This window comes from Vibrio sp. HS-50-1 (genome assembly GCF_024747315.1).
In the GTDB taxonomy this organism is placed as follows: domain Bacteria; phylum Pseudomonadota; class Gammaproteobacteria; order Enterobacterales; family Vibrionaceae; genus Vibrio; species Vibrio diabolicus.
Map to the genome: position 1 here is coordinate 790737 of NZ_JAMPZF010000048.1, position 16806 is coordinate 807542.

Annotated in this window: 17 protein-coding genes; 10 read left to right on the plus strand and 7 right to left on the minus strand. The window is 43.8% G+C overall.

Annotated features, from left to right (window positions below):
• Positions 1–459: 459 nt before the first annotated feature.
• Positions 460–1479 (plus strand): TerC family protein, encoded by a 1020-nt coding sequence (locus NDJ01_RS22710; protein WP_258587406.1) that lies wholly within the window; start codon positions 460–462, stop codon positions 1477–1479.
• A gap of 278 nt (positions 1480–1757) precedes the next feature.
• The gene (locus tag NDJ01_RS22715; protein WP_005376351.1) at positions 1758–1949 is read left to right on the plus strand and encodes a hypothetical protein; all 192 of its coding nucleotides are present in this window, start codon (positions 1758–1760) and stop codon (positions 1947–1949) included.
• Positions 1950–2140: 191 nt separating this feature from the next.
• On the opposite strand, the gene NDJ01_RS22720 is transcribed toward NDJ01_RS22715, so the two are convergent.
• The 4 genes from NDJ01_RS22720 to NDJ01_RS22735 form a co-directional block, all read right to left on the minus strand.
• On the minus strand, positions 2141–2698 hold the full coding sequence (locus NDJ01_RS22720; protein WP_005395511.1) for a PhnA domain-containing protein: 558 nt from the start codon (positions 2696–2698) through the stop codon (positions 2141–2143).
• A 289-nt stretch (positions 2699–2987) separates the two neighbouring features.
• Entirely contained in the window at positions 2988–3197 is a 210-nt protein-coding gene (locus NDJ01_RS22725) for a YgdI/YgdR family lipoprotein (protein WP_005395509.1), read from the minus strand.
• A gap of 134 nt (positions 3198–3331) precedes the next feature.
• On the minus strand, positions 3332–5740 hold the full coding sequence (locus NDJ01_RS22730; protein WP_053808429.1) for a VolA/Pla-1 family phospholipase: 2409 nt from the start codon (positions 5738–5740) through the stop codon (positions 3332–3334).
• Positions 5741–5760: 20 nt separating this feature from the next.
• Complete coding sequence (locus tag NDJ01_RS22735; protein WP_012842310.1) at positions 5761–7005, minus strand: outer membrane protein transport protein; 1245 nt, start codon at positions 7003–7005, stop codon at positions 5761–5763.
• A 423-nt stretch (positions 7006–7428) separates the two neighbouring features.
• Between NDJ01_RS22735 and NDJ01_RS22740 the strand changes: the two genes are divergently transcribed.
• Positions 7429–8457, plus strand: coding sequence for a site-2 protease family protein (locus NDJ01_RS22740; RefSeq protein WP_047010406.1), 1029 nt, complete (start codon positions 7429–7431; stop codon positions 8455–8457).
• A 72-nt stretch (positions 8458–8529) separates the two neighbouring features.
• On the opposite strand, the gene NDJ01_RS22745 is transcribed toward NDJ01_RS22740, so the two are convergent.
• Positions 8530–9318, minus strand: coding sequence for a M48 family metallopeptidase (locus NDJ01_RS22745; protein WP_012842308.1), 789 nt, complete (start codon positions 9316–9318; stop codon positions 8530–8532).
• Positions 9319–9521: 203 nt separating this feature from the next.
• On the opposite strand from NDJ01_RS22745, the gene NDJ01_RS22750 reads away from it, so the two are divergent.
• From NDJ01_RS22750 to cutA, 5 genes are all read left to right on the plus strand, one after another.
• A complete protein-coding gene (locus NDJ01_RS22750; protein ID WP_012842307.1) occupies positions 9522–9956 on the plus strand; it encodes a hotdog fold thioesterase in 435 nt (144 codons plus the stop codon).
• Between the two features lie 6 nt (positions 9957–9962).
• A complete protein-coding gene (locus NDJ01_RS22755; RefSeq protein ID WP_005395503.1) occupies positions 9963–10196 on the plus strand; it encodes a DUF3389 domain-containing protein in 234 nt (77 codons plus the stop codon).
• A gap of 79 nt (positions 10197–10275) precedes the next feature.
• A complete protein-coding gene (locus NDJ01_RS22760) occupies positions 10276–11985 on the plus strand; it encodes an SgrR family transcriptional regulator (RefSeq protein WP_047010405.1) in 1710 nt (569 codons plus the stop codon).
• A complete protein-coding gene (locus tag NDJ01_RS22765; RefSeq protein WP_053349877.1) occupies positions 11969–12220 on the plus strand; it encodes a hypothetical protein in 252 nt (83 codons plus the stop codon). The genes NDJ01_RS22760 and NDJ01_RS22765 overlap by 17 nt, the downstream gene beginning before the upstream one ends.
• Before the next feature lie 14 nt (positions 12221–12234).
• Positions 12235–12567, plus strand: coding sequence for a divalent-cation tolerance protein CutA (gene cutA / locus NDJ01_RS22770; RefSeq protein ID WP_031780471.1), 333 nt, complete (start codon positions 12235–12237; stop codon positions 12565–12567).
• Here the strand turns inward: cutA and NDJ01_RS22775 are convergent.
• The gene (locus tag NDJ01_RS22775; RefSeq protein WP_005395495.1) at positions 12529–13125 is read right to left on the minus strand and encodes a DUF2238 domain-containing protein; all 597 of its coding nucleotides are present in this window, start codon (positions 13123–13125) and stop codon (positions 12529–12531) included. The two genes, cutA and NDJ01_RS22775, sit on opposite strands and share 39 nt — an antisense overlap.
• 242 nt (positions 13126–13367) lie before the next feature.
• On the opposite strand from NDJ01_RS22775, the gene NDJ01_RS22780 reads away from it, so the two are divergent.
• On the plus strand, positions 13368–14207 hold the full coding sequence (locus NDJ01_RS22780) for an isopenicillin N synthase family oxygenase (RefSeq protein WP_005376329.1): 840 nt from the start codon (positions 13368–13370) through the stop codon (positions 14205–14207).
• 203 nt (positions 14208–14410) lie between these two features.
• A complete protein-coding gene (locus tag NDJ01_RS22785) occupies positions 14411–15031 on the plus strand; it encodes a DNA-J related domain-containing protein (RefSeq protein WP_012842300.1) in 621 nt (206 codons plus the stop codon).
• An 82-nt stretch (positions 15032–15113) separates the two neighbouring features.
• Here the strand turns inward: NDJ01_RS22785 and NDJ01_RS22790 are convergent, their stop codons facing one another.
• On the minus strand, positions 15114–16769 hold the full coding sequence (locus tag NDJ01_RS22790) for an ABC-ATPase domain-containing protein (RefSeq protein ID WP_167427493.1): 1656 nt from the start codon (positions 16767–16769) through the stop codon (positions 15114–15116).
• Between the last annotated feature and the right edge of the window lie 37 nt (positions 16770–16806).

Below are 16806 nucleotides of genomic sequence, written 5' to 3' on the forward strand. Positions count from 1 at the left end.
AACACGGAAGTTAGGAAAGGAGCAGTTATGCTCCTTTTTTGTGTCTATGTTCTCAGAGACAACGCTCTGAATCTTAAATGTATCATCTTGAGTCACTTGCTGATCTTTACGTCTAATAACAAAAGTTCACGTGGTTGAACCAATTCCTTTGTTTTTATATTTCTTTCTGATTTTTAATAAGAATTTTATTTCGATTGGACAAAGTTTTTTTGTTGGAAAGCGTTACATTCGGCGTTATCATTGCGGCGTTTGGGGAGTAGTTAGCGCAAGTTTACTTATCGTCATCTCGTTAAGCATCAGCTTATCCGGTAAGTAAAGGTGTTGCGTGATTCATCCACGCCGACACTTCAACGAGACCAACGCATTCATTGACTGGCAGCACATGATTACTATGTGACTGCTTGTTGTTATTGTCTGCGGAAGGTCACCAAACTATGTCCTTCCGCCATGGGAGGAAGCATGTCTCTTATCGAAAGTACCACCCAATTGAGCCAATCGGCACCACTTCAAGAATCATTATCGATGTATGGTGCTTTTGGTCTTTTTACGCTTGTTCTTGTTACGCTTGATATCTATCAAACGCGTGGTGGCGTTATAACGATGAAAAAAGCCATCCTTTGGAGTGTTTTCTGGTTCTTACTTGCCTTTGTTTTTGCAGGTTCTATCTATTTATTCTGGGACTTCTACGCACCGCACAGCACTTATACGAACGATAAAGCAACGGTTTCATTCTTAACAGGCTACTTACTAGAGAAGTCGCTAAGCGTGGATAACTTGTTTGTGTTTGCCATCATCTTTGCACAATACAGTGTGCCGGAGCATTTGCGTCCGCGAGCGCTGCTTTGGGGCGTGATTGGTGCGTTAGTTCTACGGGCTATCATGATTGCGGTTGGTGCTCAGTTACTTGCGCAGTACCACTGGGTGTTGTACCTCTTTGCCGCATTCCTTATTTGGACAGGTATTAAGCTTGCTCGCGACAAAGGTGAAGCAGAAGAGGTTAACCCATATCCTGAGCAGTTTATTCGCAAGATATTGCCAGTTACGGATGATTACCAAGGAAATCACTTAATCTTAAAGCGAGCTGGTAAGTGGGTGGCAACACCAATGCTGATCGTAGTCGGTGTAATTGCAGTGATGGATGTAATGTTTGCACTGGATTCTATACCTGCCATATTCGCGGTAACACGAGAGCCATTTTTAGTCTTAGCCGCGAACGTGTTTGCACTGTTGGGTTTGCGATCTTTGTACTTTGTTCTGCAAGCGATGTTAGACAAGTTTGTGTACTTAAAACCAGCATTATCGGTGATCATGATGTTTATCGGTGTAAAGATGTTATTGGTGGGAACAGAGTATGAGATTCCGACAACGTGGTCACTCACATTCTTAATCGTTGTGATGACATCAGCGGTTGTGGCATCGCTCCTCAAAAATAAGTCGAACAGTCGCTCTAGCGTTAAAATTACTAATCAAAAAATATAAGTAAAGCGCTAAAAATAAAATAAATAACGAAACTTAATGTTAAGAATATGTTGTTAGTCGAGATGGCTTTATGCAGGTAACGTTAAGTTATTCAACATAATTAGACAGTTTATGACTATTTATGCTGTTATTATTCATTTGTATTTTTGATGTTTGTAATGGGCTTGTTTTATTAGATAATCTAATCCGAATAGGTAAAATTTGTCATTTCTTAAACAATAAGAAACTGACTAATATACAACCAACAAAACAGACTACTGCTTTAAAGAGAGGCAATCATGGCACAAGCAATGCAAATGACAAATGTAGCTTTACCAACCTCTATGGATAAGAAAACCTACGCGGTTAACTTCAAAGGACTGATTGCTCACTTACTAGACATTCTATTCGTAGATAATACTGCACCACGCAGTTACTATGCGGAAGATTTGTCAGCTCACATTCAAAAAGATATCGGTATGTACCGTTAATCTTGAAATAATGAATGAAAATACCGGCTTATAAGCCGGTATTTTTTTAGCTGCTCAAACGCGAATAACGGAGCTAGAACTCTATACGGAGTCAATACCGGAGTAGAGGAGCTTATTCCAAATTGGTGTTCATTAGAAATGAAAACGAGGCACTAATAGTGCCCCGTTTTGACTTGTAGAGTAATACGATATTACTTCTTACGGCAGTATTCTGCGATCACGTACATTGACTGACCGCCATTTGCCTTGCCCGAAACTAGTTTCGGATCATCACCAAGGCTGATACCACGGATCACTGTGCCTTGTTTGATTACTTGGTTAGTGCCTTTAACTGGTAGGTCTTTGATTACCGTTACATCGTCACCTTTCTTAAGTTCAGTGCCGTTGCAATCCAGCGTTTTGTCATCATCAGACATACCCTTCATCGCCCAGTTCATTTGCTCTTCTTCCATGTACATCATGTCAAGAGCATCTTGAGCCCAGCTTTCAGAGTTTAGGCGAGTGAGTTGGCGCCATGCTGTCACTTGTACTGCAGGAACCTGGCTCCACATGCTTTCGTTTAGACAACGCCAGTGGTTAATGTCTTTTGGCTCATCGATCTCACCCAGACACTTATCACAAACCATGATAGCAGTATCAACGGTCACGTTACCGTGAGGTGGGACAGCGTATGCTGTTAGTTGAGATTCAGAAGAACACAGTTCACATTTTGACTCGCAGCGCGCAAGCAGAGTAGCTTCAATAGACATAAGGACTCACCTTAGTAATGTTATTTTGTGGCGGTATTATCCACTTTATCCTGAGAAATAAAAGGGTGTTAGCGAATTAAAGCCGAGATTTTACAATATTCCAACCTGATTAGGGTGAAGATGTAAAATATTCGCTAAACAAATAATACCTGTATATAAGAAAATGCATTGATTGCTTTGAATGATGAATTGGTTGCTTCATTTCTTGAGGAAGTTAGAGGTTCGTTGTGAGTATTAACTGCGCTCAGAAGTATGGGGAGAGCCCTCTAAATACATAGAGGGCATATTGCTAGCGTTCAATAATCTGCACAATTTGATCTTTTGAAATGCTCATTTCTTTCCCATCCATGTCTTCATACTCGTACATACCCGTTTCTTCGTTAAGGTCTGGTTTTCCGTAAGAAGTAATAATTTTCCCTTCATTTGTCGACATAAGATATTGGCTACTTCCGCATGCAGCAAGAAGTAAAGCAGTGGCCACTATAGTGAATATGCGCATAGAGTTTTCCTTTCAAACAAGTAAGTTAGGTACGGCACCGATTTAACTATAGCAAAGGATATACGGGACGGTTTTTATGATAGAGAACGAAAAAGCCCAGTCGAAACTGGGCTTTGGTAAGAGAGGTAATACGATTACTTCAGAACGGAAGTATTAGTCACACCCGTTAAAGTGTCATCCATTAAGAAGTCTGTGTTTTCCATTTGCATCTCAACGTGATGGTCAATATCAGACAGAGTGCCATTTGGCGAAGCAAAAGTACTGTGCGATGCAGCAGCATTAAACTGTACAAAGCTCGCAGTTGCATTCACAGTAGTGTCCGTACTGTTCACAGTCTTCAACCCTAGCTTATTAGCAATCGGTTCAGTACCCGCGAATGGTGCATTTGGAACGCTGTTTGGTACTGTGCTATCACCATCCACCTCTGTCATAAAGAATGGTGTCGTTAGTGAACCAGATGCCACTAAATCTGAAGCGTTTGTGAACGGATCGACAGTGTCTAGTGTAGTCTGTGCCGCGTAGATAAATTGTGAAAAACCTGCTTCTAGCGCTGCTACTTGAGCTTCCGTTGCCGCAGCCTCAAATGCTTCGTAACATGTTTTATCTTCTAGATCCGCACATGATGCATCAGCGTAATTCGCATAGTCTTTTGATGCTGCATAAGCGAGGTTATGTTTGATCTGAGGGCCGTAATTGTCTGAACCTAGTAACAAATTACCAATTTGTCCACCAGAGTTCTGTACTGATGCAGAGCTAAAGGTGTACAGCGCATCCGCAGTAGGGCTGCCCAATGTATTGTTTGCTGCTGCGACGGCAGATGTAGCCACAATACCGCCAAGTGAATGACCTAGCATTTTGACTTTTGAACCTGTCATTGGGTTGAAGCCTTGCAGAGGACCTCCAGCTAAAAGACCGCCTTGCGCCGATACTACCAAGCTAGCGCGCAAACCTAACACATCCAGAACACTTTGACGTAGATTGTCACGCGCAACGGCTAAGTTGGAAAGATTTAGATAAGCCAGTACATTCGCATTTGCGGAACGTTGTTCATCTAAACTACGTGTGCCATGAATAGGTAAGTCAATAGCAATAACAGCCACACCTGCTTTTACCATATTGAACGCGAACGCGTACGCATTCTCTTTCGCTGAAGTGATGCCGTGTTGATAAATCACAACGTCGGTCGCGACACCAGATTTAGGTGTGAAGACAAGTACTTCGACATCCTCTACCGATTTAACGACTGGAACTGGGGAGTAGCGAGTCACAGTACGTTCACTGTCGAGTTGGGTACCATCGCTTAATGTGAGTTTAGCACCCACCAGTTTTAGCTGCTCTGTAGGATCGGTTGCAAGCTTTGTCACGTCAACAGGGTTATTTGCGAAAACGCCGGTTGATAGCTGCTGGACCATGTTCGCTTGCTCGTTCGGATCCGCCAGTGCTGCACTTAGCTTCGCTAGGCTTGGCATCGCAGATACCATTGGCTGCATGTTCCAGTTTGCCCCTTTTTCTAGATAATGAGGCAGTCTGACCACACCTTGAGTCACATTTACATCGGAACCTGACTTCGCATAAAGGCCTTTAATTGCCGTTTTTGCCGCGTCTAGGTCACTAACGTACTTACTAAAGTCATCGTCAGCGTCTAGCGCAGTGCTAAAGTCTTGGGTTGCACCAAGTGTCATTGTGTAGGCTGTTGATAAATCTACTGAACCTTCGTTCGCATCGTTTTTGTAAACGGCGTTTAGTGTATTTGCACCCGTTGAGAAACCGGTTGCCGTTACACCTTTAACCGCCGCCAAAGTGTCACCTACAGACTGAGTGCTGAACCATGAGGAGTAAACGATGTCGTCAGGGTTTACTTTGGCGATACCAAAAATGCCTTCTACCGCTTGTGTCACCGCTTGAATAGAAGCAAGAGCACCAGTTTCATAAACGATTTCTTTCGATTTACCTGTCGCGTAACTGGCTGATGTACCGATTGGCTCACCATTCACGTCTGTAACATCTTGTGTTACTGCAAAAATGTACTCGCTTGACTCATCAAGCGCATCCATGAACTGGATATATAGAGAGTTGCCTTTTGCTTGAACAACGTAGTCTTGGTTCTGAACGAGAACGTCTTCGATTGGATTAGACTTACCATCCCACTCGGTTAAACGTTGATTAATCTTGATGACTTTAATACCAGACGGCAGCATACCCGTTGCAAAACCATCGCCTTTAAAGTTCAGAACGATTGGCATAGACGTTGACCATCCATCCATCGTATTCATCGAGGCTCTAGGGTTGGTTAAGGCATCATCACCGTCAGTTGGCAGACCAAGCGTGCCATCTGTTGTGTCCATTAATAAGTAAGAGGGCGCAGGTACATCCGCATTCGCCCCTTGAAGCGTAAAGCTGATAGATGTTCCACGGTCGAGCAGTGCTTGGACTTCATCTTCAAATTGAACTTTGTCGGAAGTACCAGAGCTTGATGTATTGTCACCACAACCAGCAAGAAGGATTGCAGAACAAAGCATTGATAATTTAAACGTGTGTTTCATTGGTTTACTCCGTAATCCCATTATTTGAAGGTGTAGTTCATCTGTACCGCGCTGATGTAAGCAGTACCTTCAGAGTCGAACTTGATCTCTTCATCCTGAGCATTTGTCTCGGTGAAAGAGCCTGATTTACTCTTAACAAGTGCAAAGCCTGCATCGAAAGTTAAATTCTCATTCATTGCGTAAGTTAGGCCCGCGCTGTACCAAAAACGGTCACTGTCAGGGATGCTCAATGTGGCTTCACCTGCTTGTTCGTCGTATGCAAAGCCTGCACGGAATGTCCAATCCGCATTGAGGGTGTAAGTTGCACCAATAGAATAACGGTTGTTGTCTTCGTATTTCTCTGGTTTGTAGAAACATTGACCAGCAGTTCCATCATTACATTGAGGGCTCGTCGCTTTCAGTTCTTTAAATGTGCTCCAATCGGTCTGTTGCCAGCCGTAATGTACTGCCCATTGTTCATTCAGTTGATGGAAAGCCGATAATTCGATAATTGAAGGGAGAGAGATTTTTAAACGGCCATCCACTTTTGGTGATGGAGCTCGGCCTGAGTCGTAACTACTAAACTCACCGTCGTCAAAATCTAGATCAACTTTAGAACGGTAACCAAAGCCAAAACGGTTGTTTTCATTTAGCTCGTACAAAGCGCCAATATTCCAACCCCAAGCAAAAGTTTCGCCTTCCATGCCGACAAGGTTATCGGACTTATTACCACCTAAAATACGGGCGAGTGCGCCTTTGTGACGAGTCAGCTCCGCTTCCGCGTACACTAGGTTGATACCGCCACCGACACTGAAAGACTCGTTAATACGGTAAGCAACATTAGGATTAATGTTTACTGAAAGTAGGGAAGTGTCACCTGCCATGTCACCCGCAGAAATATCATCTGGATAATCAGTAGCAACACCGTATGTGGTGAACATACCGATACCCCAAGCCCAGTTATCGTTGATAGGGCTGATGTAATAACCCGCTGGCACGACTTGTAAAGGGGCAACATCTTTTGCATGTTCTTTGTTAACTGTGTCATACACATCGACTTCAGGATCGATGATAGATAACGCGCCCGAGAATTGAGCTTCTTTGAAAAGCGTCATCGCTGCTGGGTTTCGTGCAAGAACGCTGGCATTGTCTGCGACCGCTCCTTCACCTGAAAATGCTCGACCAAGACCAGATGCTGAATGCTCAGCTACCTGGAAGCCCGCTGAATGGGCATTACACGCAAACAATATTGAAATTGTAAGCAGAGAGCAGTGCTTCTTGTTCATCCTTGACCCTCCTAGGGTGTCATAGTGTTGGACCGAAGTCCTTGTAATTGTTGTGTGATACTTACACCAGTTGTTAATACGTGAAATACAACTGTGATGTAAATGTAATGTTAATTGTATGTTTAATAGCTTGTCAAAGTTTGAGCGTATTTTGCGTTTTAAATATGATGCATAGGTCAAACGGTGATTCGTAAGGGCATGTATTATCGTTATATTTTTTAAGAGAATGGTACGACCAGAATTGTTTTACGGGCTTTATGGTTAAATGGCATTCAAACCAAGAGATAGCGGGCTTTGCCGTTTCTGTACTTAGCAGGCATAATTCGCGCCTCGCTTTGTTGTTATTCAATAGACGCAATAGGAATCGTGTTGGAATTACTGAATGTTGAATTTTTAGGTCGTTCGTTAAGGCTCGAAGGATCGATGGCTGGTTGGCAGCAGTTATATTGGGATAACACCTTGGTGTCCCAAATAGATGCCAGTGATAATGTTGCAGACACTTGCCTTCACCAGTTTAGACTCTCTGCTGGGGAGGAAGTCCTGGTATGCCATTTGGAGTGTTCATTAACATGGCAACCGTTTGAATTGAGTTACAAGGTCACAATTAACGATGAGCTTATTAGCGAAGGTTGCCGAAATGAAAAAGACATCGAACGCCAAGTACCAGAAGTTGAGCCGCCAACAGAAAAGCGTTTAAGTGTGATAGGGCTAGTATCGCTTGGAATGAAAGCACTCAAGAGTGCGAAAGTCATCAAAGTGGCGTTAGCATCTGCAAGTCTTGCTGCATATTCTTGGCTATTTTCTATCGAGTTCGCGTTAGCTTTGATCGCATGTTTAGTTTTCCATGAGTATGGCCATATTAGAGCGATGAAGTACTTTGGAATGAAGACCAAGGGCATCTATTTGATTCCATTTCTTGGCGGTTTAGCGCTGAGTGATGAAAAGATCAACACACGCTGGCAAGATGTGGTTATCTCGATTATGGGACCATTTTTTGGTTTAGTTCTTAGCATCGCGTTTACTTTGCTTTATTGGATGACTGGAGAGGTGCTCTTCGCTGGCCTAGCAGTGTTTAACGCGTTACTAAACCTGTTTAATCTGTTGCCTATTCTGCCACTAGATGGTGGTCATGTACTCAAAAGCATTACCTTCTCGATGAACACTTGGGTTGGATTAGTCGGCAGTATAGCTGCTGCCTTGTTGGGTATTTTTATCAGCTATTCTTTCGGGCTGACGTTGCTAGGGTTTTTATTGTTAATGGGGATGCTAGAAGTGGTCATGGAATGGAGAGGTCGACATCATAGTCATTTATTGCCGTTAACCCGTTACGGACAACTCTTCTCACTTGCTTGGTACTTGGTTTCTGTCGGTGGTTTTGTCGCTATCATTTGGTATTTTGCTACCCTTGGAGATAGCCTGTTGAGCTTGCCACTACAGATACTGGGTACTTAAACTATTCCTTATACCCATTAAAAAGCTCCCTAGGGAGCTTTTTTGCGAAAAATAGACACTGGTAGCAGAAGTTTAGCCACATTTTGGCGCTTTCGCGTTATACGCAGGCAACTTATTTATGGTTGCTTGTAAATCTTTAATACGCGTACTGTGCGATGGGTGAGTTGAGAAGAATTCAGGCGGTTGAGAGCCACCGGATGCAGCACTCATATTTTTCCATAAATCGACACTTTGACGTGGGTCGAAGCCTGCTTTTGCCATAAACTCAAGCCCGACAATATCAGCCTCGGATTCCTGTGTACGACCGTATGGTAAAATAACACCGTATTGGACACCGACACCAAGTGCCGCCATCGTCATTTGCTGATACTGTTTGTACTCGGAAGCTCCTATAGCAACGTTTGCCAGAGACAATCCCGCATTTGCTAACTGGCTTTGTGAAAGGCGTTCATTACTGTGGTCAGCAAGGACGTGAGCGACTTCGTGACCAATGACTGTTGCCAACTGATCTTGGTTTTTCGCGACACCTAAAAGCCCGGTGTAAACGCCGATCTTCCCACCAGGTAGAGCAAACGCATTGACTTGTTCACTATCAAAAACAACCACCTCCCAATCTTTAAATCCAGCTTGCGCAGGGATGGTGTCAGTGATGTGTTTGGCAACGCATTGTACGTAGGCATTCGTTTTGCGATCTTTGCTGATTGGGATATCTTTCTTCATTTGTTCGAAAGATTTGGCGCCAAGCGATGACATTTCTTGATCTGAAAACATCAGGATCTGATTACGGCCGGTCGGTGATGCGCTACATGCCGTTAAGCCCGCGATAGTTAAAAGAGCAGAGGCTTTCATCCATACCTTCATAATAGGCTCCATCTAAATTATTTTTGTTTTGAAGCAATAGTATATACCCAAATAGTAACACGATGCATGGATCAAATTATTCATCAACTGGCAAGGAGGCCAAGATGTTACACCTTGAAGTTAGACCTAAGTAAAGTCTATGCTAGCTCTCTAATAAATCGTTACAATCCGACAAACCAATTTGTGAAATTAAGAGTAAAACAATGAGTATATGGAAAAAGCCCGTTAGCATAGAGATTCTGAATGCTACATCAAAAAATACCCTGATCGAGCACCTACAAATTGAATACACAGATTTCACGGATGACTCCCTTACAGCAACCATGCCTGTATGTAGTTTTACTCATCAACCTTTAGGAATGCTTCATGGTGGCGCTTCTGTTGTACTCGCAGAAACATTAGGCTCTTTAGCTGCAAATTTCTCTGTCGATGAGGGGAGTTACTGTGTCGGTTTGGATATCAACGCGAACCATGTACGTGCAATGCGAAGTGGTCATGTGATTGGTACGGCAAAACCCGTACACCTTGGCGTTTCAACACAAGTGTGGCAAATCGACATAACTGATGAACGAGGCCGATTAGTGTGTACCAGTCGCTTAACTATCGCAGTGAAGCAACATAAAACGAAGTCGGTATAAAGCAAGATGGTGATTGAGTTTTCATTAGGAAAAATCATTGCTACCCAGCGTGAAATCGTGATTAAGCTCTCCGGCAGTGCAATGGTAACCTTACAAGCGCAAACCGATTCTATCCAGTTACTGGGTAGAGGAGCGAACGTTGTTTTATCTCATGGTGCAGAGTGTAAATGGTCTATCAAGCTGGATAATGAGGAACAACTTGCCGATCTTGCACGAGAAATTGGCATCGATATTCAATAATTTACTGCGTGACGTTTGCACTTTTTGATAAAAATGAGGAAACTTAGCTTATCAACAATAAGATAAGAATTTCCTCTTTATGAGTAGCCCTCGTTTACGTGTTCAGTTCGAAACACTGTTTGAAAAATTCGCCGGTCACGATACGGACGTTCAGCTAGAAGACATTACCGAAGCGCTGTTTTGTACACGTCGCAATGCCCGTATTGTTCTCAATAAATTAGAAGAGGAGGGCTGGATTGAATGGCATCCAGCGGCGGGTCGAGGAAAACTCTCAAAACTCGTTTTCAAACGTAATCGTAGCGATGTCAGTGAAAACCTCGCCAGACGTTATCTCGACGAAGGGAAAATTGGCCAGGCTCTAGATGCGCTTGATAACGACGCGGCTCGATTAACGCAGGTTATTCAGGGTTATTTAGGGCTTCAGCATCGGCAGGGCGAACAGGTGGTACGTTTGCCATATTATCGACCATTGGCGATGTTAAACCCACAGAAACCGATGCGGCGTTCAGAACAGCACATCGCCAGACAAATTTTTAGCGGGCTAACTCGCCTTGATGAAAATGAACAACTTCAGCCAGATTTAGCCCACACATGGGAAGCCATTTCTGATACGCACTGGCGTTTTTATCTTCGTCGTGGAGTGCGTTTTCATAATGGTGAACCGTTATCAACCAGTTGTGTACTTGAAAGTGTGCTTGCACTAAGTAGCCTGAACCTGTTTTCTCATATAAAAAAGGTATCTTCACCACAGGAATGGACCGTCGATATTGAACTCGTCCGTCCTGATCGCTACCTGCCTTTGGCGCTGAGTGAGTCGCAAGCAAAAATTTTGCTACCAAGCGCTTTGCGTTCAGAAAACTTCGATAGACAACCAATAGGGACTGGGCCGTTCCAAGTTAAAATGAATGATGATAAGCGTCTCATTTTGACTGCTTTTGATGGCTACTTTGGCTTTCGTCCCTTACTGGACCAAGTTGAGGTGTGGGTAATTGATGAAGCGTACTCTTCAATGGTCTATCCAAGCTTGTCTAAGCCAAAGATGGATAAACAAGGTTCATCTGATGAGGTCGAGCTTGATCCTGGCTGTACATTCCTATTACTAAACAAAAACACCGGGATTGCAAAAGACCCTCGCTGGGCAGAATTCCTATCACAAACTCTCAACAGTCACCAAATTTATGCTCATGTTCCTCAGGATAAAGTGATGGAACTGGGAGTATTGCAAGCCTTTGGCCTTAAGCCAGGTTGGATTGACCTTAGGCCAGCAGAGGCGGGAACCGTGCCGCAGGCTGATAAGGTGATTTACGTGGCGTATCAGAAAAAGCATCCGATGTTTCCAGTAGTTGCCAAGGCCATCAAGACACTCTTAAAACCGCACGGTATAGAGGTCGAGTTTATTCGTTATGATTCTCAACCGCCCGCACCGGAGGAAGTGGATATTTGGGTGAAAGCCATGGGCATTGCAACGAATCGAAATGACGCGTTGGCTGGCTGGCTTCTGGATTACAGTGATATTGAGAAATTCAGTTCTGGTTACGATTTTAGCGAATGGGCGAAGCTCGTTGATCAGTGGCGTGCTGGTGTTTATCCAGACTTCCCTGCACGTGAGCTAGGACGTCAGTTGGTAAAAAGTTGTCAGGTGATTCCGATGTTTCACTGCTGGTTGGGTGTCAATAAAGACCACAGCGGTGCCTTACAAAATGCAAAGTGTAATGCCTTAGGTTGGTTTGACTTTAATAACGTATGGGTAAAACCTGATATAGAAAATAATCATGGCGAAACCGAATAAGAAACAGCCGACGAAAACTGTCGATATCTATTGCTCAAAGTGTAAAACTCAACTATTCAAGTACCGTAAAGGCGGAAAAGGCGCACTGGTCAAATGCTTCAAAGAGCGCATTGTTGACGATTTCACACAAACCCCATGCATCTGTCCCAGTTGCGGGCAAGAGTTTGCAAGAGATACCCTAGTGAGAGGAACGCCCGCTTACAAAATGATTGGCGGCAAAGTGACAATGAAATAATGAAGGGCTAGAAAATGAGTATAAAACATGACTACTGCATGGTGTTAAGCACAACCAGCAACGAAAAAAATCGAGATCAGATCATTAAAGGTTTGCTAGATGCCCAATTAGCCGCGTGTATTCAAACGATGCCTATTGAAAGTCACTATGTGTGGAAAGGGGAGATTTGTACTGACAACGAATGGTTGCTGGTGATCAAAACTCGCCGAGAGCTCTATGAATTGGTGGAAGAGAAAATAGAAAACCTGCACGAATATGAAGTAGCACAGATCGTACAGGTTCCAATTGTTGATGGGTTTAACCCTTATTTAGAGTGGCTGAGAGAATCGACGCTGAGCCGACATTAAAAACAGCGACAACGCTGCACCAACGGTGTCGCACAACATATCTTTCTGGGCGTCCCATATGTCACCTTGCGAGCCCAGAAAGGCGATTCCTTCATCGCCACCAGCCAATTCTGCATACCACCATTCGATAATCTCATAGCCTGCTGCAAGCGACATGATCGCAAACAAAGCAAACCAGCAAGAGAACGTTTTGTTGAACTTGTTCTTGTGTATCAAGTATTCAGCTATCGGATACGCATAAAGGCCAATCGAAAAGTGCGCAACGCGATCAAAGTTGTTTCTATCTGAACCAATCATGTCGTTAAACCAGTCAAATGGTACTTCGGAAAACGTATATTTCGCTCCGATAGTGTGCAAACAGAGCCAGATGAACATTAAAAAGTAAGCCGTATTACTGAATTGATAGCGAATCGAGATTGCCCAAATAGCAACAAGAATACCAATTGCTGGGATAATCTCTGCAAACCAAACGGCACGTGAGTTAGGTTCTAACGCAGAAAATAAAAACACGATGGCATAAAAAATCGTCAATCCTAAGAGTGTCGAGGTGCTTTTCATAGAGTTACTTGATCCTTCAATTTATCTTACAGTGGGACTCCATAGACTTGGGTAATGATTACACTTAATTGAACGGTGTGCAATTGTTATTTTGATGGTGTTTTTGATCACTGAAAATGTTGATTTATTGCCAAACTGCTCAACATTAAAACGTTTGCGCGTGCACTTTTCATTAAAGTTTGATTTACAACATGCCCATCCATAGAATCCGTGATTCAGTCTAATAAAAAAGAAGTAAAGCCATGAAACTGGAAACTGTCGATTATCTTGCTGACGATGCTGCTCAACAGTTCGTTACCTCTCTGCGCGAAACAGGGTTCGGTGTGTTGAAAAACCACCCGATTCCACAAGAGCTTGTAGAGTCAATTTACAAAAACTGGCATGAGTTTTTCTGTTCAGATCAAAAGAATGATTTTCACTTTAACGTAGACACCCAAGATGGCTACTTCCCACCTTCTGTGTCTGAAGTAGCGAAAGGGCACAAAGTGAAAGACATCAAAGAGTACTTTCATGTTTACCCTTGGGGCCAGATCCCAGAGCAACTTAAAGCTGAAATCTTAGAGTACTATGAGCGGGCGAATGCATTTGCTCAGGAGCTATTAGGCTGGGTTGAAGCGTACGCACCTAAGGACGTTCAAGAGAAGTTTTCTATCGCGTTGTCAGAAATGATCAATAACAGCGACAAAACATTACTACGCGTTCTTCACTACCCGCCAATGACAGGCGAAGAAGAGCCAGGCGCTATCCGTGCTGCCGCGCATGAAGACATTAACCTACTAACGGTTCTGCCAGCCGCTAATGAGCCTGGACTGCAAGTAAAGAGCAAAGAAGGTGATTGGATAGATGTACCCTGTGACTTCGGAAACTTAATCATCAACATTGGTGATATGCTTCAAGAAGCGTCGGGCGGTTACTTTCCTTCAACGACTCACCGTGTAATCAACCCAACGGGTGGCCGTCAAGAAAAGTCGCGTATTTCATTGCCGTTGTTCTTGCATCCAAAGCCAGAAGTGGTTTTGTCAGAGCGCTACACCGCACATAGCTACCTTATGGAACGTTTACGTGAACTAGGGGTTATTTAACCTTTACGTGATCTCCTTACAAAGGCCGATGGTTGATGACTATCGGCCTTTTGTTGTTTATGGTACAAAATGATACCCACGCTTAATTCGGTGCCACAGAAATTGGGCCTGAAACACGCGTCAGCAAGCATTTTTACCAGTACAGATGAGCAGCTTTCTCTGAGATTAGTGTGATGCTTCAATATTAAAAACAGAGAGGATGAATGGAAGGACAACGCACGGTCAGTAGTATTGAGACTCACGCAATAGAAAACCCGTTGCTTTGGCCAATGCTAGAAATTCTTAGAAAGCAGCCTTCCGATTGGAAAGTTCACACCTTAGCAAGCAAGTTGAGTGAACAGGGCTACATTTCGAAATTGGATGATTCTCCTGATAAGGATTTATTCAAACGAAATTTCTTAATCATGAACGCGCTATACCAACTGCAAGAAACGCTTTACCCAGATGCCTGGTTGCAAGTTGAAGCGATGAATATCCAGCTGATGTCTTCGTTAGAAGCTTCGAGGCATATCGTTGATATTAACGACCCTTTGCGTGAATATTATCTGGATTGGCGCAACTACGAAGCGGACGAAGATGAAGTGCGTCGATTGTTGAATGAATTTTGGACCACTTATCAAAAATTCATTGGTGGTTCGTCTACAGTCAGCGTGGATAAAACAAAAGCACTCTCACTGTTTGAGCTTAACCCTGATGCAACACCCGCAGAAATTAGAAAGCAGTGGCGAAAACTCGCGCTTCGTTGGCACCCAGATAGAGAGAATGGTGATGCAGAAAGGTTTAGAATTCTTTGTGAAGCGTGGAATGTACTGAGAAACGAATGATTCGGTATGAATAAAGATAAAGGAAGGCAGCTAACTATTAGCTGCCTTTTTTCATTGGATTGTCTCAATCAGCGTATCAAAACTAGCATGATGGCTTAAACTGAGATTTTCTCATGCGGTTAAGCGCAGCCATTACGTCTAGTGTGCGTGGTTTGGCTAAGTCCCCTTGTTTAGGGAGCGATGCATGCCACTCACCAGACAGCATTTCTTCAATTTCCTTCGCTGGATGATTACACCAGCCTGGAAGCTGAGCGATTTGGAACCATAACCAGCCAATCGTGTTGACTTCATCAGCGGACTCAATCTGTTCCAAAGCGCTAAGGTCAGTAAACTCTTTGCCAAATCGAAGTGACTCTTTGCCTTTCGCATTCACACGGAACTTACCGTCAGTGAGAATATTCATCAAAGCAACGCGATTCAGGGCGCGAGGCGGGAAGGTTTGTAAACGTTCTTCCGATTCGTTATGACGTTGAGTAGGGTGCTGAGCGATCACTTCTTTCGCTTTTTCTGTCACATCAACCGCTTGGTAGTCGTGCATCTGAATGACTGTGTCGGCAACGTCTAAGTAGTCGCCTGAACCACCCATAACGATAATGGTAGAGATATCGAGATCATCTCGCAATTGACCAATGCGATCGACAAGAGGGGTAATTGGTTCATCACCTTTTGCCACCAATGCCTGCATACGCTCATCTCGAATCATGAAGTTCGTCGCAGAGGTGTCTTCATCAATCAATAACGTGCTCGCACCCGCTTCAATAGACTCTTGAAGCCAAGCGGCTTGTGATGTTGAGCCTGATGCATCTTGAGTCGAAAAGTCCGCTGTATCTTTACCCATTGGCAAATGGTTGATGTAATTCGACAGGTTCAAATGATGCACGCATCGACCATCTTCGGCGCGGATCTTCATTGCCTTTTCATCAGCTACGATGTATTCACGACCATCTCCTGGAATATGGTCGTAAATCGAACGCTCAATCGCATTCAGTAAGGTAGATTTACCGTGGAAACCGCCACCAACGATTAGCGTAATGCCCTTTGGAATCCCTAATCCCGTGACATGGCCTTTGTTTGGTGCATGTAAAGTCACTTGCAGCGATTCAGGGGCCTTGAACTCAACCGCCTCTTTCATTGGGAGATCACAGTTGCCAGCAATTCGAGGAAGAATGCTGCCATTTGCGACAAACGCAACTAGGTTATTGGCTTCCAACTGTGCACGCAGGGCATCTTGGTCTTCAACAACTTGGCAATGCTCAATCAATGCTGCTTTGTCGAGTTCACGTTCTAAGGTCGCTCGACGGATAAACTTAGGCAAATGGAAAGTCAGTATGTTGTTGGCTTTTTTCCCCAACACTGAACGACCTTCAGCAGGCAAGTTAACTCGAAAACGCAGTTCAATACCTTCCTCGGTAAACAATACTGCGGTGCTATCCAACACAGTTTGGCCATTCAATGAAATGGATACGGAGTTTTCTTGTTTAGCAAACTGCTCAAAACTGCGCGCAATAAAGTCACGTGCTGCTCGTTGAAAAGCAGGGGACTCGTCTTTTAACCATTCCAGACCAGTCAAGGACCAGGCGCGAGTTGCACGAAAACGTGACGCGGAAGCATACGGATCTCCTTGTACGTGATCGATGAACAAAGTGAAATCAGTGAAGTCGTATTGACCTTTGATTTGCTGATAAGCGCGGTAGTTCTGCTTTTCAATTTTCTTAAGCGTGGCAGTCAACTGATCCATGAAGATATTGGCCTTTTAATAGAAGCGGGCGGCGATT